The sequence below is a fragment of the Dyella telluris genome, from assembly GCF_014297575.1.
Classification (GTDB): Bacteria; Pseudomonadota; Gammaproteobacteria; order Xanthomonadales; family Rhodanobacteraceae; genus Dyella; species Dyella telluris.
Window position 1 is genome coordinate 2,149,051 of sequence record NZ_CP060412.1, and the last position, 16,645, is coordinate 2,165,695.

The following is a 16,645-nucleotide window of genomic DNA, read 5'->3' on the forward strand; positions in this document are numbered from 1 at the left end:
GGCAGCCCGCATGACAGTCGCGTGGCAAAGCGTGAAGAGCAGTTCACCCTTCGCGCAGGATCACGCGAAGGGTCAAGCCGATCTCCATGGACGCCGGTCTCAATCCATCGACGCGGGCACGCCCTGCCCGGTGGTGGGCGCCTGCTGGCCCGCCAGGTCGGCCTGGTCCTGGCCGGCTTTCTCGATCGGCGTGGCCAGCATGCGGGCGCGACGCCAGCCGCCCCATTTGTAGTAGCCCATGGCCATCAGCAGGGAGGCGAGCGAGCCCAGCGGGAAACTCCACCAGATCGAATCCGCGCCCAGATGCGGCGCCAGCGCCAGCGCGAACGGCGGGCGGATCAGCCACATCGAAATGAACAGGATCACCAGCGGCGGAATCACCGCACCGGTGGAACGCACCACGCCGAACAGCACGAAGGTGACGCCGAAGAACATGAACGACCACACCGCGATGCTGTTGAGGTGCTGCGCCAGCGTGAGCGCCTCGGCGTCGTTGGGCAGGAACAGGCCCAGCGCCGCGTGGTTGAACAGGTAGATGATGCCGATGAGCGCACCGCTGAGCAGGAAGTTGTAGAGCACGCCCACCTGAGTGATGCGGCTGACGCGATCCCACAGCCTGGCACCCACGTTCTGCGCCGCCATGGACGACACCGCCGCGCCGATGGCCATCGCAGGCATCTGCACGTAGGTCCACAGCTGCGTGGCTGCGCCGTAGGCAGCAGTGGTCTTGGAGCCGTAGTTGTTGACCATGTGGATCATGATGATGGCGGAGCTGGATATCACGATCATCTGCAGGCCCATCGGCAGGCCCTTGAACACCAGCGCGCGCAGGATCTCCATGTCGGGCTTGAGGTAGCCCAGCTCATGGCGGGTCAGGCGCAGGAAGTGCTTGCGGCGATAAAGCGTGAAGAGCAGGGCGAACAGTGCCACCGTCTGCGCGATAAGCGTGGAGGTGGCCGACCCGGCGATGCCCAGGCGCGGGAACGGACCCACCCCGAAGATCAGCAGCGGGTTGAATACGATGTCCATCAGCACCGACAGGCCCATGAAAAAGAACGGCGTGCGCGAATCGCCGGCGCCGCGCAGCGTCATCATCAGGAAGTTGTAGAAGAACATCGACGGCACGGCGACGAAGATGATGCGCAGGTACGGCACGGCGTACGCCTGGGCGTCCAGTGGCGTGTTGAGCGCGTGCAGCATCAGCGGCGTGGTGAAGTAGCCGACGATGGCCACGATGACCGAGACGGACACGAAGAAGGTCACGCCGGTGCCGACCACGCGCTTGGCTTCCAGCATGTTGCGCGCACCCAGGCTCTGGCCGATCAGGATGGTGCAGGCCATGCTGAGGCCAAACACCGCGCCCAGCAGCAGGAACAGGATCAGGTTGGCGTTGCTCACCGCCGTGAGGGCGGATTCGCCCAGGTAATGGCCGATCCACATCGCGTTGACGGAACCGTTGAGCGACTGCAGCACCGTGCTGCCCAGGATGGGCAGGGCAAACATCAACAGCGTGCGGGCAATCGGTCCTTCGGTGAGCAGCGGCTGCCTTGCAGCGATAGATGACATCAGGTGGATTCCGCCAAGGGGAAGGGGATCAGTCGCCGGCGACCGCAGCCTGCCATGCGCGTGTTGCCAGACGACGCACATGCTCGCGCACATCGGCGGGCCATGCATCCGTCAGTTGCGTGAAACGCTCGCTCTCCTTGCGCCAGAACGCGCGGGAAGCTTCTTCGTGATGCGGCAGATCGCCGGTCATGGCGTGCATGAAGCGATCCACGGCCTCGCCGGCGAGGCGTGCGGCATCGCGCTCGCGGTGGCTGCGTCGCGCTTCTTCCACCAGGCGACGCAAGGTGGCCGACGCGCCCCCCGGCTGGCTGGCCAGCCAGTCCCAGTGGCGCGGCAACAAGGTCACCTCGCGTGCGACCACGCCCAGTTTGGGGCGGCCCGGACCGCGCTGGACGGGCTCCTCATCCACGGCCGGCGGCGGCAGGCGCGCCAGCACATCCGCAGGCGAGCCACGCAGATCCAGCTCCACCGGGCGGCTGCTGAGATCGTCGAAGATCAGCAGCCGCCCCTGGGCACCGCCGTCCAGGGCCTGCTTGGCGGCCAGCGCCACGTCGGCCAGCGGGCCGGCGGCGATCCGCCGGTGTCCATCAAAGGCAATGCAGGACACGGGTTCAATGATAGACATGATTTTGCCCGGGTACAAAAGGGAATGGATAGTGCCCGGGTAATAAGCCGGACGCAAGCGGCCGCTCCGACACGGGCGCGAGGGGTACCATTTCCCGACCTCCCGCCAAGTCGTTTCCATGGTCATTCACCCGCCGCACCGCTCGCTCCGGCTGATGCTGTTCACCCTGCGCGGCTCCATCGTGCCGGTGATCTGGAAACGCGTGGTCGGGATCATGCTGCTCTCGGTGGCCGTGGTGTTGCTGGAGCACCGCCTGCCGAGCACGGGCGTGCAGCTGGGCGCCATTCCACCGACCCTGATGGGGCTGACGCTGGCGATCTTCCTGGGCTTCCGCAACACCGTCGCCTATCAGCGCTGGTGGGAAGCGCGCACCCTGTGGGGCGAGCTACTGATCGTGCTGCGCAACCTGGCGAGGCAGACGCTCAGCTTGCCGGCGGATCTGTCGCAGGAAGAGCGCGAACGCATGGTCCATCGGCTGATCGCCTTTGCCCACGCGCTACGCCACCACCTGCGTGGTACGCCGCCGGGCGAGGACGTTTCCCGCTGGCTCACGGCGGACGACGCAGCGGCCATCGCCGGGCGCCCCAATCCACCCAACGTGCTGCTCGGGCTGATCGCACAGGGTTATGCACGGCTTTGCCGCGATGGCCGGCTCGATCCCATCCTGCTGGCCAGCATCGATGCGCAGGTGACGCGCGTGTCCTACGTGCTGGGCGGCTGCGAGCGCATCCAGAACACGCCCATTCCGTTCGCTTACATCCTGCTTCTGCACCGCACCGTCTACGTCTACTGCCTGCTGCTGCCGTTCTGCCTGATCGGCAGCGTGGGCTGGGTGACGCCGCTGATGGTGGGCGTACTGTCCTACACGTTCTTCGGGCTCGACGCGCTGGGTGACCAGATCGAGAACCCCTTCGACCGCCTGCCCAACGACCTGCCGCTGGACGCCCTGTGCCGCACCATCGAGATCGGCCTGGGCGAACTGTTGGGCGAGCGCGAACTGCCGGCGCCGCTGGAGCCGGTGGATGGCGTGCTGATGTAAGCCGCGATACGGCCAGCCTCGCGCTGGTGACTCCGCAATTTTTCTGAGCAAGCTCACCGCATTTTTGCGGTGATTTCCGCGTGTGCTTCACCCCTTCGGGTGGACACTGAACACGCGCAGGGGAAAGCAAGACAGGCACTCGTACCGCCCAGGCAACGCAGTGTTGCCCAGATTCGACCTATTTCCAGTACCGGGCGGTCCAGTTAAGTAATTATACTTAGCAGTGCAGTAACCCCTCCCCAAGCAAAAAAAGAAGAACGAACATGCGATCCCTCCTCCTGCGCAGTGCCGCAGCGCTCGCACTCGTCGGCGTCTCCGCCTCCGCCCTGGCTGACCCCCGCATCGAAATCAACGGCGGCCGTAGCTACTCCGACGGCTACTGGACCAACACCGCCTGGATCGAAGGCATCTGGGGCGAGCACGCCCTGAGCAACAGCCGCATCACCTGGGCACCGATGGCCTCCCTGGGCTTCATCAACGGCCGGAATGTCGCCAAATACGGCAACGCCGTGTCCGACGACGTATGGCTGGGCGGCGGCGGCTTCCGCATCCGCTACGGCGGCGCCAACGACTGGTACCACCACCTGTTCTGGAACGCCGAAGTTGCCGTGCAGGGCGGCCGCACCCTGGCCCTCAGCAGCGGCGGCGAGTTCATCAACTCGATCGGCTGGAGCGGCGACCACTGGACCTTCCAGATCCGCCACGCCTCCAACGCCGGCATCAAGGGCTCCAACCGCGGCGAAACGATGGCGCTGGTGGGGTTTGCGTTCAATCCGTAAGCGGCGTTGTGCGCAGCAAGAACGACAACGGCCCCTTGAGGGGCCGTTGTCGTTTTGGACGGCTAAATCAGACAGAGGCAAGATTGACCCCTCACCCCGGCCCTCTCCCCGAAGGGGAGAGGGAGAAGTGAGAGGCCCCGCAAGACCACCAAACCACACGACGCTCTGTCTTAAGTCCTCAGCGCATTGGCGCGTTGCGAAGCGCTTTGATGTACCCGCTGTGTAGAGGCGGAGGTTGTCCCACAACACCGTTCCTCAGCCGCTCGGGCTTTTCCCATCGGCATGCTGCCAGCCTTTAAGGCCATTTCTTTGGGTTACTTTTCTTTGGGCCAGCAAAGAAAAGTGACTCGGCCTCCGGCAGGAGGTCGAGACGCCTCCGCGGCGTAAGCGGCAACCTTGCGCCTGCATGACTACCGAAGGCACAGAGCAAAGGCACTGGACGACCAGCCATGCGGCTGTTGAAAAGCGCCTCCAGCTTCCGCTCGGATGACGAGCTAAAGCGACATAGAGAGCAAAAGAAAAGGCCGCATCGCTGCGGCCTTCTCCAATCCATCGAAGACAAGGATCAGTGATCCGCCCCCGGCCCCGCCTTCGCACTGAACGGCGGCTTCGCCATCCACACCACCACGATCAGGCTCAGGAACACCCAGCCCAGCATGTGGAACACCTCGTTGAACGAGATCTGATACGCCTGCTGGTTGATCAGCTGCTCAAGCAAGCCGTTGCTTGCCTGGCCCGTCACGCCCGCCGCCTGCAGCGTTGCCTGGGGCGAGCTGTCGTAGGCCGTGATGTGTTCCGTCAGCTGCGCGTGATGCACGATCGCGCGGTGATCCCACAGGAACGTGGTGAGCGACGCGGAGAAGCTCGCGCCCAGCGTGCGCAGGAACGTCGCCAGACCACCGCCCGCGGCGATCTCGTTGGGCAACAGATCCGACAGCAGGATCGTCGTCACCGGCATGAAGAACAGCGCCACGCCCAGGCCCTGGATGAACTGCGCACCGGCCACATGCAGGAAGTCGATCTGGGTGAAGAACTCCGAGCGCATGAAGCAGGTCATGCCCATCACCAGGAACGCGCACGAAGCCAGCAGGCGCATGTCCGTGCGCGGCGCGTACTTGCCCACGATGAAGGTCAGCATCACCGGCAGGATGCCCAGCGGCGCCGCGGCGAAGCCGGCCCACGTCGAGGTGTAGCCGATGTTCCGCTGCAGCCACTGCGGCACCAGCAGGCCGATGGCGAAGAACGCCGCGTAGGCCAGCACCAGCGCGATGGTGCCCGTGCGGAAGTTGTGATGGCGGAGCAGGCGCAGGTTGACGATGGGTTCCTTGTCGGTGAGCTCCCAGATCAGGAACACCGCCAGGGCGACCACCGACACGATGGTGGTGATCACGATGAACTGCGAACTGAACCAGTCCTCGTCATTGCCCTTGTCCAGCACGATCTGCAACGCGCCAACGCCAACGATCAGCGTGATCAGGCCAACGTAGTCCATCTTCGGGCGCATGGTTACGTCCACGCGTCCCTTCATCTGATTGGCCACCACGGTGCTGGCAAAAATGCCGATGGGCACGTTGATGAAGAAGATCCACGGCCACGAGTAGTTGTCGGTGATCCAGCCACCCAGGATCGGGCCTGCAATAGGCGCCACCACCGTCACCATGGCCAGCAGCGCCAGCGCCATCCCTCGTTTGGCCGGTGGATAGATCGAGATCAGCAGGCTCTGCGTGATCGGGTACATCGGGCCGGCCACGGCGCCCTGCAGCGCGCGGAACGCGATCAGCATCGGCATGCTCTGCGCGAGGCCGCACAGGAAGGAGGCGATCGAGAACAGCAGCGTCGACCAGATGAACAGCTTCACTTCGCCAAAGCGGCGGGTGAGGAAGCCGGTCAATGGCAACGCAATGGCCGTGCTCACCGCAAAGGAGGTGATGACCCAGGTGCTCTGGTTGACGCTCACGCCGAGGTTGCCGGCAATCGTCGGCAACGACACGTTGGCAATCGTCGTGTCCAGCACCTGCATGAAGGTCGCCAGCGAGAGGCCGACGGTGGTCAGCGCCAGGTTGGGCGGACGGAATTCTTGGCTCATCGCACGGATAACCTGCGGTATGAAGGGTTTGCTCGCTCCGCTGAACTCAACGGAGCAGCTTTCTGTTTTTGCTCGTCATTCCGGCGCACCCCACAAAAGAGGGCAAAGGCTGGAATCCAGTGTCGGCAGGATCCGGCTTTCGCCCTGCGCTCAACAGCGTGGCCCGCTTGGCGACGACCGTGCTCTGGGGCGCTGGATTTCGGCCTACGCCGGAATGACGCTTCGAATCATTGAAGCGGCTGGCGTGGATGGCGATGCAGCGCCTCCACGCCAACCTCAAAGCACTTACTGCTTCTGGGCTTCGCCCGTACCGGCCATGTTCGCGTGGATGATCTCCGCGATCATGCCGTCGGCCTTGGCCAGCTGTTCCTTGTACACATCCGTCTTGAACACCGGCTCGGTCGGCGCCTGCTTGGAGAGCAGCGGACCGCTTTGGTCACGCAGGGCCACTTCCACCTTGGTCGACAGGCCGATGCGCAGCGGGTGTTCTTCCAGCTGCTTGGGATCGGTGAAGAACACGCGCACCGGCACGCGCTGCACGATCTTGATCCAGTTGCCGGTGGCGTTCTGCGCCGGCAGCAGAGAGAACGCGCTGCCCGTGCCCACGCCCAGGCTCTCGACCTTGCCCTTGTAGGTGACCGAGCTGCCATAGATGTCGGCACGGATGTCCACCGGCTGGCCGATGCGCATGCTGGTCAGCTGCGTTTCCTTGAAGTTGGCGTCGATCCACACTTCATGCAGCGGCACCACGGCCATCAGGGGGTTACCCGGCGCCACGCGCTGGCCCAGCTGCACCGAACGCTTGGCGACATAACCGTCCACCGGCGCAAGAATCGAGGTGCGCAGGTCGTCGAGGTAGGCGGCGCGCAGGCGGGAAGCAGCCGTCTGGACGTCCGGATGCGAGGCGACGACGGTGTCGTCCACCAGCACCTTGTTGGTCTGCAACTGCTGCTGCGAAGTCGTGAGTGCACTCTGCGCGGTGGTCAGCGCGTCCAGGGCGTGCGACAGCTCTTCGGCCGAGATGGCGCCGGTCTTGGCCAGGTCGCGACGACGGTTGTAGTCGGCCTGCGCCTTGTCCACGGCGGTCTTGCGCGCCGCCACTTCGGCCTGGGCACCGTTGACGTTGCTGTACAGGCCGCGCACCTTGCGCACCGTGCTGGCCAGGTTGGCGCGCGCCTGTTGCAGGGCAACGTCGGCGTCGGCCGGGTCGAGCTTCACCAGCACGTCGCCGGCATGCACGAGGTCGCCGTCATCGGCGCCGATGGTGATGACCGAGCCCGGCACCTGCGGGGTGATCTGCACCACGTTGCCGTTGACGTAGGCGTCGTCGGTCTCTTCAAACCAGCGGCCTTCGAGGAAGTACCACAGGCCCCAGCCGATGGCGGCAAGCACCACCACGGCCGCAAGCGCCTTCAGCATGAAACCGCGACGGCTCTTCGGGGGTTGGACGGCCGCATTCTCGGCCGCGAGCGGGGTTTGGCTAGACATGGGGGGCAGCCTTTTTCTTAAAGCGAATGATCAGAAGGGGTTTGGACGGCCACATCGGCGTTGCCTTGCGGACGGAAACCGCCGCCCAGCGCCTGGATGAGTTGCACGGACAGGTCGACCTGCTGCGACTGCAGCGCGGCAAGACGTTCCTGCGCGCCGAGCAGCTGCTGGCGCACGATCAGCGCCTCGAGGTAACTGCCCACGCCGGCCTTGTAGCGTTGTTCGGAGAGCTGCCACGCCTGCGTGGCGGCATCCACCGCGCGCTGCTGGGCGGCCACCTGCTCCTTGGCGGACTGCACGGCGTCGTAGCCGTCGGCCACTTCATTCACCGCGCGCACCAAGGTCTGGTTGTACTGGGCAACGGCTTCGTCGTACTGCGCGTCCTTGGACGACAGGTTGGAACGCAGGCGGCCACCGTCGAAGATCGGCAGGCTCAGCGACGGGCCGAAGGTGTAGAAGCGTGCCGGCAGCTGCAGCGGATTGATGCTGCCGAAGGCGGCCACGCCGGCCATGGCGCTGATGCTGACGTTGGGCAGGAACTCGGTCTTGGCGACCTTGATCTCCTTGCCCGCCGATTCCACGCGCCAGCGCGCGGCGACGATGTCGGCACGATGGCCGAGCAGTTCGGTCGACAGGTCCGCCGGGACGCTGAGCGACGCCGGCGCCAGCAGCTGCGGGCGACCGATGTCCATGCCGCGATCCGGACCCTTGCCCAGCAGTACCGACAGCGACGAACGCGCCGCATCGATGGCGCGGTTGGCAGCGGCCAGCTTCTGGTCGGCATTGGCCACTTCGGTTTCGCTCTGCTTGAGCTGCAGCTGGTTGTCGAGGCCGGCGGTAACACGCTGCTGGGTCAGCTGGCGCGCGGTGGCGGCGCGCTCGTGCTCGGCCTTGGCCACGTCCTGCTGCGCGTAGGCGTAGGACAGCTCCACATAGGCACGCGCCACGTTGGTGGAGAGCTCGATGCGCGCGGCCTGCTGTTCGATCTGCGCGGCATGCTGCATGCCAACGGCGGCTTCCCACGCGGCACGCTTGCCGCCCCACAGGTCCAGGCCCCAGCTGAAGCTGGCGCGGGCGTCCTTGAACCAGGTGAACTTGCCGCCGCCAAGTTCCGGCGGCGCCGCGGTCAGCGGCAGGCGCTGGCCGATGACGTTGGCGCCAGCGCTCACGCTGGGGCCGCGGTCCGCGTCGGCCGCACCAGCTTCGGCCTGCGCCTGGCGGGCGCGGGCATCGGCCACGGCGAGGGTCGGGTTGTCCTTCAGCGCCTCGGTGATCAGCGCGGACAGCTGGGGATCACCCAGGCCCGTCCACCAATCATCGGCCGGCCAGGCGGCGGGGGAGAGCGCGGCGCCGGACAGGCTGCGGTCGGCCTTCAGTGACGAAGCATCGGTCAGCGTGCCCTCGGGATGCAGGCCGCCGCTGCTGACGCAACCCGCCAGCGCGAGGGAGAGTGCAGTAGCTGCCGCAAGGATTTGCAGACGCATGGGCGTGGTTTCCAGGAATGAAATCGGGTTGTTACATGTCGCGGAGCGCCAACAGCACGCGCTCCAGGTAGTCGCGCAACTGTTCACGCTCGGTCGGATCCAGCGCCTTCTGCGCGGCGTCCAACACGTATTCGTTGCACGGAGTCATCTGCTCCCACATCGCCTGACCGGCATCGGTCAACTCGATGCGCAGGGCGCGCCGGTCCTGCTCATGCGGCTGGCGGCGCAACAGGCCCTTGCCTTCGAGCTGGTCCAGCTGGCGGGTCATGGCGCCGCCATCCAGTTCCACCGAGCGGGCCAGTTCGCTGGCCGACATCGGACCGATCAGCGCCAGGCGCTTGAGGATCAGGAACTGGGTGAAGCGCAGTCCGATGCCCGAAGACTGCAGCTCGGCTTCCATCTTGCGGACCAGTTCGCTGCGAACCAGCCCGATCAGGACGCCGATGCTGTCTTGGGCGTGCGAAAGGGGATTGGAGGGGCTCATGGAGCGGCAATTCTATTGCCGGAAATATATTTGTCAAGGCAAATATGTTTTGGTTAGATTTTGCCTTATCAAAATTTGAGATTGCCTCAATGAGGCCCCTCGCGCATTTCGTCCTCCAGCCAGGCGCGCAGGGCCGGATCACGCAGTTCGAACAACTCGAATACGCCCAGAGCCCGCAGCGCCGGCAACAGGGCCACCAAGCGCGGCTCCAGGGCACGGCGGGTGGCTTCCGGGGTTTCGGGGGCCAGCATCTGGTGGGCACAGGCCACAAAGACTTCCAGCGGGGCGGTCTCGGCGGGGGTCGTACGTACGGCAATCAACGACATGGGTCTGCTCTCCCTTCGACGCCGGGCGGCGGCGCCGCTTGCTTGCAACAACAGGACGCGAGTCGGGGTGCGGGCGTGACCGGGCCAGATCAAGCAGGAGGAATGGCACGGGTAGGGAAACCGCGACCGACGCCACGTTCGGCACCGCGAGCGACGGCAGCGGTGGGGATCGGGCGAGCATGATTGAGCAGGCCGGCAAATTACTGTTAGCGTTATTTGGTCAAAGTTTGTCGAGAATCGGCCATGGGCCACGTCCGCGAGAAAGACGAAGCACAGTTCCACGGGATGATCGAGCGGCTGGATGGCCCCTCGGTGATTGCCTACTGGACCGAGGGCGAAGTCGCCGGTGAGTACAACGAAACCACGCGCGAGTACGGCTGGCATTCCCATGCACGGGGGCAGCTCTACTGCGTGGAAAGCGGCCTGGTACATGTGCGCACCGCCAAGGGCTCCTGGCTGCTGCCCCCTCATCGCGCCGGCTGGATGCCGCCCGGCGTGGAGCACACCGTGACCGTCAGCGGCGCCATGAGCGGCTGGGGCGTATTCATCACTCCGCCCGAATGTACGTGCCTACCGTCTGACCCCTGCGTGATGGGCGTCACCGAGCTGATGCGCGCGCTGGTGCGACGCGCCAGCTCCTGGGTATGGGAAACGGAGCTGGACGAAAGCCAGGAGCGCATCACCGCCGTCTTGCTGGAGGAAGTCCGCCGCGCCCAGCACGAGCCCCTGCACCTGCCGATGCCGGTGGATCGCCGCGCGCTGCGCATCGCGGTAGCACTGCTGGAAAACCCCAATGACAACCGCGGGCTGGACGACTGGGCGACGTGGGCGGGTTTATCGCCACGCAGCCTCAGCCGGCTGTTCCGCAGCGAAACGGCGCTGAGTTTCGCGCAGTGGCGTCAGTTGGCGCGGTTGTCGCGGGGGCTGGAACGCCTGGCGGATGGCGAGCCGGTGTCGGCGGTGGCGGATGCGTTGGGGTATGCGAGCGTGAGTGCGTTTGTGGCGATGTTTCGCAGGAGTTTTGGGCAGCCACCGGCGAGGTATTTTGCGGCGCAGATGGGGCAATAGGGACGCGTTGGGCGCGGTTTAGCGCTTGGCTTTTGGTGTTTGGTTGCTCTCTCTTCTCCGGGGAGAGGGTCGGGGTTGGGGCGTGGGTGCTCGCGGGAACGTTTCTACATCGTCATCCCGGCGCAGGCCGGGTCTAGTTTCCGTAGTGGTCGGCAATCGCCCCCGGCGTTTCATTCTTTTGACCGTCATTCCAGCGAGGCGCTTTTCACCCGCCGGGGGGCTGGTCAAGCTGGGATCCAGTGCCTTTGCTCTCTGCCTTCGGTAGTCATGCCCGCGCCAGGTTGCCGCTTACGCCACGGAGGCGTTTCGACCTCCTGCCGGAGGCCGAGTCACTTTTCTTTTGCTGGCCCAAAAGAAAAGTAACCCAAAGAAAATGGCCCTAAAGGCTGGCAGCATGCCGTGGGGATAAGCCCGAACGGCTGAGGAACGTTGCTGCTTGGCAACCTCCGCCTCTACACAACGGGTACTTCCAAGCGCTTCGCAACGCGCCGATGCGAAGAGGGCTTAACGCGGAGCGTCGTGCCGCTGCGCGGCACCTCCTTCCTTGCCACTTGGTGGTTCACGTTGAACATCACCTGTCGCTCGTCTCCTCCCGTTCGGGAGAGGACTGGGGTGAGCACTGAGGCGAGAAAGAAACGGGCTTCACACGGTGCGAGACACCCCCTGTAGGAGCGCACTTGGGCGCGACCGCAGCGCCCTGTCGATACCGCTCCGTCAGGTGGTCGCGCACAGGGTGCGCTCCTACAGACAAGCTAAACCGGTACTCCATGCGCCGTCGCGCCTGCGACGCGATGTGCAGCGCAGCTGCACGAGCCTTCGGCTCGAGGCTTTTGACCTACCCCTCCCCTTGAGCGGCGGTGAGGGGCGGACGACAGGCCCGCAGGGGGATCGGCAAGGATGCCGATCCCTTTTCGACAGGACAGGGAGGTCCTGTCGAAAAGCCCGGCCGACCCTCACGGACTGGCCGGCTTCACCGGCCAGCGCCGCGATGGGGGTGCCTTTTCTTTTGGTTACTTTTCTTTGGGCAAGCAAAGAAAAGTGACCCGGCCTCCGGCAGGAGGACGGAACGCCCGCTGCGCAGGCGGCCCGGTCGCGGTAGCGCTAGAACCCGAAGGCCCAAGGCAAAGTCACTGGACCCTGCCTACGCAGGGGTGACGGCTAAAGAAGGAAGCCTTCCCGCGAGCACCCACCCCTCACCCCAGCCCTCTCCCCGATGGGGAGAGGGAGCCAAGGCATTACTGCTTCGCCGGCTTCACATACGTATTGAACAACTCATCAATACGACGGTACTCGTCATACCACGAGTCCGGATGCACGAAGCCGTGGCGCTCCATCGGATACAGCGACATCCAGAAGTTGTTCTTGTGCAGCTCGATGAAGCGCTGGTACAGGCGAATGGTGTCGCTGGTCAGCACGTTGTCGTCGATCAGGCCGTGCTGCATCAGCAGCGGATCCTGCAACTTGTCGGCGTAGGCGATCGGCGAGCTGATCTGGTACGACTCCGGATCGAGCTGGGGATCGTTGAGGATGTTGGCGGTGTATTCGTGGTTGTAGCTGGTCCAGTCGGTCACCGGACGCAGCGCGGAACCGGCAGCGAACTCGCCCGGTGCGCGCAGCAGGGACATCAGCGTCATGAAGCCGCCGTAGCTGCCGCCATACATGCCCACGCGCTTGGTATCCACGCCATGGTTTTTCACCAGCCACGCCTTGCCGTCGAGCAGGTCTTCCAGTTCCGGATGGCCCATCTGGCGATAGATCGCCGTGCGCCACGCGCGGCCGTAGCCTTCCGAAGCGCGGTAATCCATGTCGAGCACCACGTAACCCTGCTGCACCAGCAGGTTGTGGAACATCTGCTCGCGGAAGTAGTTGGAGTACGACAGCGTGACGTTCTGCAGGTAGCCCGCGCCGTGCACGAAGATCACGGCCGGACGCGAAGCGGCGGCGGCTTCATCGGCCGGGCCGTAGTACTTCGCCCAGATGGTGCCTGCACCATGCGAGGACGGGATGCCGACGATCTTCGGCTGGATCCACGCATGCGCGGTGAATGCCGGCTTCATGGTGTTGGTGAGTTCGCGCGGCGTGCCGCCTTCGGCGTTCTGCACCGCCAGCTGCGCCAGCGTGTACGGCGAGGAGTGCAGCACGGCGAGCTGGCGACCATCGGGCGACAGCGCGAAGTCGTCCATGCCCTGGTACTGGGTGAGGCGGGTCAATTCGCCGCCAGCGCTGGGTACGCGATAGACGTCGTAGCTGTACGGCGCGACCTGGTTGGCGCGCACGTAGAACCACTGGCCATCCTCGCTCAGCGCCGGATGGCTCACTTCGAACTTGCCGCTGGTCAGCGCCTTGGCCTTGCCGCCCAGTGCCTTGCTGTAAAGCTGCGAGTAGCCCGATTCCTCGCTGAGGAACCAAAGCGTGCGGCCGTCCTTGAGCCAGCCGAAATCGTTGAAGTTCCAGTTGATCCAGGCGTTGTCGGTGAGGCGATCCTGGTTGACCAGCGCGTGCTTGTCGAAATCGACGCTGGCGATCCAGCGATCCTTGTTGTCGATGGCGCGCAGCTGGATGGCGACGTTCTGGCCATCATCGCTCCACGCGATGCCGCCACCACCGCCGTCGTCAGCGCCGGACACGATGCGCACCGCACGCACGTCCGGGGCCTTAAGGGCCTTGGCTTCGTCGGCCTTGCCGTCCTTTTCGAGGGCAGCGATGGTCTTGGCACGGATGGCCTTGAGCGGATCGTCCTTGATGCCCGGCAGCGTGTCGGTCTTCAGCGAGTAGAACTTCGCGGTAGCCAGGTCTACCAGCAGCAGCGACTGCGGCGCGGGATCGTTGTGACCCACGTAAACACGCGTTTCCTGCTGTTCGGCGTAACCGGACTCGGTCACGTAGTGGGTGACTTCGGGGCGCCGGCCTTCCTTCGCGTCCTTGGGCTTGGTCACCACCACCATCCAGCGGCCATCCGGCGACAGTTCGGTATCGGCCGGTTCGGCGCCTTCGCCCAGATAGATGGGCTTGGGAGCGCGACCCGGATCGGCGGCCATCATCGCGTCGTCGTTCGCGCGCGCGGCGTCCTTGTCCGACTTGTTCTCGCGCAGCGACCGGAACATCTCAAGCTGCATGTCCTTGAGCTGGTCGGGCTTCTTGTCCTGCGGGTCATTGGTGAAGCGCAGCACGGCGGCCGGGCCACCCACGCCGGAGGCGAGGTCGTAGACGAACCAGTTGTTGCCCTGGCGATACTGCAGGCGACGACCGTCGCTGGAGAAGCGCGGCGAGGATTCCGCTTCGGACGAACGGGTCACCTGCACGCGGCGTCCGCTCGACAGGTCCACCATGAAGATGTCGCCGTGCATCACGTAGGCGGCGTGTCGATGGGCGCGGTCGTACACGGCCGGGCCTTCCGCCTGGGCCATGGCGGCGGGATCGAGCTTCACGCTCTGGCCACCGGAGGCGTCCACGCGATACAGGTCACGCACCTTGCTGCCGTCGCGCTTGAGCGAGTAGTACACGCTGCGGCCGTCCACGCTCCAGTAGGGCTGTTCCACCGCGGCACCGATCCAGTCCGGATTGGCCATGATGGTTTCCAGGTCCAGCTGGTTGCCGGTCGACGGCGACAGGGCCGCGGCAGGCAACGCGGCGAGGGCGGCAAGGCCGGCGAACAGCGTTCGGCGCATGGAGGGCTCCACAGTCAAAACGAGGCAGCATAACCAAGGCGTCGGCCCGCACAAGCGCCGTTGGTCCCGGTTCAAACTGATCGCCTAGACAGCTAATCTTGGCGGTTGCCCGGTCACGAATCCCTGTCACCTTGACCGGCGCCATGTCGGCCAAGCTGCGCCCCGTGCGTTCGGTGAGGTTCCCCCGCATGTCTTCGAGGCATGCTTTGCCCGCGTCCCCAAGCCCAGCGAGCCACCATGCCCCTGCCTACCGTTGAGATCGAAACCGCCCCCCATCCCGGCCATAGCGTGATCTGGCTGCACGGGCTCGGTGCCGACGGCAATGACTTCGCACCCATCGTGCCTGAACTGGTTTCCCCCACGTGGCCCGCGCTGCGCTTTGTGTTTCCGCACGCGCCGGTGCGCCCGGTGACGGTCAACGGCGGCATGCCCATGCGCGCCTGGTACGACATCGTGGGCGTGGACCTGATCTCGCGCCAGGACGAAACCGGCATGCGCGCCTCCATCGCCAGCGTGGAAACGCTGATCGCGCGGGAGAATGAACGCGGCGTGCCCACCGGGCGGATCCTGCTGGCGGGTTTCTCCCAGGGCGGCGCCATCGCGCTGGCGGCAGGGCTGCGCCACGCGGACAAGCTGGCCGGCGTGATCGCGCTGTCCACGTACCTGCCCCTGCAGGAGGCCTTTGCTGCCGAACGCAGCCCGGCCAACGGCCACACGCCGGTGTTCTGGGGGCACGGCACGGCCGACCCGATCGTGCCGCTCACCCGCGGCGTCAACTCGCGTGACTTGCTGCAGTCGCTGGGCTACCCGGTGAGCTGGCACACCTACCCGATGCCGCACTCCGTGTGCGCCGAGGAAGTGACCGACCTGCGCCAGTGGATGACGGTGCGCCTGGAAGCCTGAGCGCCGCGTCGAGTCGACCGTGCCGCGATAGGCCGCAAAGAAGCCAACACGCGCATGCGTCATACTCCTGCGCATGAGGGAGTCCGCCACCGCTACAACAGCGCCTGCTCGTGCTGAGCATCGCCCGCTGCCCGATTTCTGCAGCGGGCCGGTGATCTATGCGCTGCTGATCATCGCGGCGATCACGGTCACCGTGATGTGGCTGGCCCCGAATAACAGCCACGGCTGGGAAGGCTATAGCGTGGGCATGTTGTTCGCCGAATGGCTGGCCGTGGTGATTGGCGTGGCCCTGTGCAAGCTGCGACCGCTCTTCGAACGACTGCCCGGTCATGCCTCGTATGCTGGCGTGTGGATGGCGATGGTGGCGATCGTGGCGGCAGGCAGCATCCTGGTGCACTGGCTGGATGGCCTGATGCAGATGGCCCTGCTGCGCGATACCGCAGTCGAGTTCGTGCGCAACAACACGGTGATGGCGGCGCTGCTGGGCGCGCTCATGCTGCGCTACTTCTACCTGCTCGCGCAGTGGCAGACGCGGCTGGAGGCCGTATCGAAGGCGCAGGTGGCCGCCTTGCAGGCGCGCATCCGGCCCCACTTCCTGTTCAACAGCATGAACACCGTGGCGGCGCTGGTGCGGGTGGACCCGGCGGCGGCGGAACGCACGGTGGAAGACCTGTCCGAGCTCTTCCGCGCGGCGCTCGGTGAACACGCCACGCAGGACGGCACGCTGGGCGAGGAGCTGGGCCTGGTGGACCGTTACCTCGACATTGAACAGCTGCGCCTGGGCGAACGCCTGCGCGTGCGCCGCGAGCTGGACGAACTGCCTGCCGATTTTCCGCTCCCGCGCCTGCTGCTGCAGCCACTGGTGGAAAACGCCGTGCGCCACGGCATCCAGCCACTACGTGAAGGTGGCGAGGTGATCCTGCGCGGTGCGCGCGGGCGCGACGGCATCGTGATCGAGATCGACAACCCGCTGGCGAGCGAGCCTGCGCCATCCGGCCATGGCCATGGCCTGGACAATGTGCGCCGGCGCGTCGCTTACCGATATGGACCGCTTGCGCGCGTCAACGCCGGCCCCGATGGCGGGCGTTTCATCGTGCGCCTGCAACTGCCGGCACCGTAGAAACTAGCG

The 16,645-nt window shown here is 65.4% G+C and carries 13 protein-coding genes; 5 read left to right on the forward strand and 8 right to left on the reverse strand.

Annotated elements, in window-relative coordinates:
* Positions 1-99: 99 nt before the first annotated feature.
* Together H8F01_RS09695 and H8F01_RS09700 are read right to left on the reverse strand one after the other, a co-directional pair.
* Complete coding sequence (locus tag H8F01_RS09695) at positions 100-1,566, reverse strand: MATE family efflux transporter (RefSeq protein ID WP_187058818.1); 1,467 nt, start codon at positions 1,564-1,566, stop codon at positions 100-102.
* Between the two features lie 28 nt (positions 1,567-1,594).
* On the reverse strand, positions 1,595-2,191 hold the full coding sequence (locus H8F01_RS09700; protein WP_187058819.1) for a DUF2239 family protein: 597 nt from the start codon (positions 2,189-2,191) through the stop codon (positions 1,595-1,597).
* A 118-nt stretch (positions 2,192-2,309) separates the two neighbouring features.
* Here H8F01_RS09700 and H8F01_RS09705 point away from each other — a divergent pair, with 118 nt between their 5' ends.
* Positions 2,310-3,230, forward strand: a complete 921-nt coding sequence (locus H8F01_RS09705; RefSeq protein ID WP_187058820.1) for a bestrophin family protein — start codon at positions 2,310-2,312, stop codon at positions 3,228-3,230.
* A gap of 263 nt (positions 3,231-3,493) precedes the next feature.
* A complete protein-coding gene (locus H8F01_RS09710; RefSeq protein WP_187058821.1) occupies positions 3,494-4,009 on the forward strand; it encodes a lipid A 3-O-deacylase in 516 nt (171 codons plus the stop codon).
* Between the two features lie 565 nt (positions 4,010-4,574).
* On the opposite strand, the gene H8F01_RS09715 is transcribed toward H8F01_RS09710, so the two are convergent.
* The 5 genes from H8F01_RS09715 to H8F01_RS09735 form a co-directional block, all read right to left on the reverse strand.
* Complete coding sequence (locus H8F01_RS09715; protein WP_187058822.1) at positions 4,575-6,095, reverse strand: DHA2 family efflux MFS transporter permease subunit; 1,521 nt, start codon at positions 6,093-6,095, stop codon at positions 4,575-4,577.
* Between the two features lie 285 nt (positions 6,096-6,380).
* Positions 6,381-7,583 carry an HlyD/EmrA/EmrK family protein gene (locus H8F01_RS09720; protein WP_187058823.1) on the reverse strand — a complete coding sequence of 401 codons (1,203 nt, stop codon included), beginning with the start codon at positions 7,581-7,583 and terminating at the stop codon, positions 6,381-6,383.
* A 17-nt stretch (positions 7,584-7,600) separates the two neighbouring features.
* Positions 7,601-9,067 (reverse strand): efflux transporter outer membrane subunit, encoded by a 1,467-nt coding sequence (locus tag H8F01_RS09725; protein WP_187058824.1) that lies wholly within the window; start codon positions 9,065-9,067, stop codon positions 7,601-7,603.
* A gap of 31 nt (positions 9,068-9,098) precedes the next feature.
* Positions 9,099-9,467, reverse strand: coding sequence for a MarR family winged helix-turn-helix transcriptional regulator (locus H8F01_RS09730; RefSeq protein ID WP_187059235.1), 369 nt, complete (start codon positions 9,465-9,467; stop codon positions 9,099-9,101).
* Between the two features lie 170 nt (positions 9,468-9,637).
* Positions 9,638-9,877, reverse strand: coding sequence for a hypothetical protein (locus H8F01_RS09735; protein ID WP_187058825.1), 240 nt, complete (start codon positions 9,875-9,877; stop codon positions 9,638-9,640).
* Between the two features lie 243 nt (positions 9,878-10,120).
* On the opposite strand from H8F01_RS09735, the gene H8F01_RS09740 reads away from it, so the two are divergent.
* Positions 10,121-10,945, forward strand: coding sequence for an AraC family transcriptional regulator (locus H8F01_RS09740; RefSeq protein WP_187058826.1), 825 nt, complete (start codon positions 10,121-10,123; stop codon positions 10,943-10,945).
* A gap of 1,235 nt (positions 10,946-12,180) precedes the next feature.
* Here the strand turns inward: H8F01_RS09740 and H8F01_RS09745 are convergent.
* Positions 12,181-14,613 (reverse strand): S9 family peptidase, encoded by a 2,433-nt coding sequence (locus tag H8F01_RS09745; protein ID WP_187058827.1) that lies wholly within the window; start codon positions 14,611-14,613, stop codon positions 12,181-12,183.
* A gap of 237 nt (positions 14,614-14,850) precedes the next feature.
* Here H8F01_RS09745 and H8F01_RS09750 point away from each other — a divergent pair, with 237 nt between their 5' ends.
* Positions 14,851-15,516, forward strand: a complete 666-nt coding sequence (locus H8F01_RS09750; RefSeq protein ID WP_187058828.1) for an alpha/beta hydrolase — start codon at positions 14,851-14,853, stop codon at positions 15,514-15,516.
* A 73-nt stretch (positions 15,517-15,589) separates the two neighbouring features.
* Positions 15,590-16,636 carry a sensor histidine kinase gene (locus H8F01_RS09755; protein WP_187058829.1) on the forward strand — a complete coding sequence of 349 codons (1,047 nt, stop codon included), beginning with the start codon at positions 15,590-15,592 and terminating at the stop codon, positions 16,634-16,636.
* Positions 16,637-16,645: the final 9 nt, after the last annotated feature.

Excerpts from the sequence above, each read along its gene's own strand:
- H8F01_RS09750 (WP_187058828.1), top strand. The coding sequence starts at position 14,851 with ATGCCCCTGCCTACCGTTGAGATCGAAACCGCCCCCCATCCCGGCCAT.
- H8F01_RS09700 (WP_187058819.1), bottom strand. The coding sequence starts at position 2,191 with ATGTCTATCATTGAACCCGTGTCCTGCATTGCCTTTGATGGACACCGG.
- H8F01_RS09730 (WP_187059235.1), bottom strand. The coding sequence starts at position 9,467 with ATGGAAGCCGAGCTGCAGTCTTCGGGCATCGGACTGCGCTTCACCCAG.
- H8F01_RS09740 (WP_187058826.1), top strand. The coding sequence starts at position 10,121 with ATGGGCCACGTCCGCGAGAAAGACGAAGCACAGTTCCACGGGATGATC.
- H8F01_RS09720 (WP_187058823.1), bottom strand. The coding sequence starts at position 7,583 with ATGTCTAGCCAAACCCCGCTCGCGGCCGAGAATGCGGCCGTCCAACCC.
- H8F01_RS09710 (WP_187058821.1), top strand. The coding sequence starts at position 3,494 with ATGCGATCCCTCCTCCTGCGCAGTGCCGCAGCGCTCGCACTCGTCGGC.
- H8F01_RS09725 (WP_187058824.1), bottom strand. The coding sequence starts at position 9,067 with ATGCGTCTGCAAATCCTTGCGGCAGCTACTGCACTCTCCCTCGCGCTG.
- H8F01_RS09705 (WP_187058820.1), top strand. The coding sequence starts at position 2,310 with ATGGTCATTCACCCGCCGCACCGCTCGCTCCGGCTGATGCTGTTCACC.
- H8F01_RS09735 (WP_187058825.1), bottom strand. The coding sequence starts at position 9,877 with ATGTCGTTGATTGCCGTACGTACGACCCCCGCCGAGACCGCCCCGCTG.
- H8F01_RS09755 (WP_187058829.1), top strand. The coding sequence starts at position 15,590 with ATGAGGGAGTCCGCCACCGCTACAACAGCGCCTGCTCGTGCTGAGCAT.
- H8F01_RS09745 (WP_187058827.1), bottom strand. The coding sequence starts at position 14,613 with ATGCGCCGAACGCTGTTCGCCGGCCTTGCCGCCCTCGCCGCGTTGCCT.
- H8F01_RS09715 (WP_187058822.1), bottom strand. The coding sequence starts at position 6,095 with ATGAGCCAAGAATTCCGTCCGCCCAACCTGGCGCTGACCACCGTCGGC.
- H8F01_RS09695 (WP_187058818.1), bottom strand. The coding sequence starts at position 1,566 with ATGTCATCTATCGCTGCAAGGCAGCCGCTGCTCACCGAAGGACCGATT.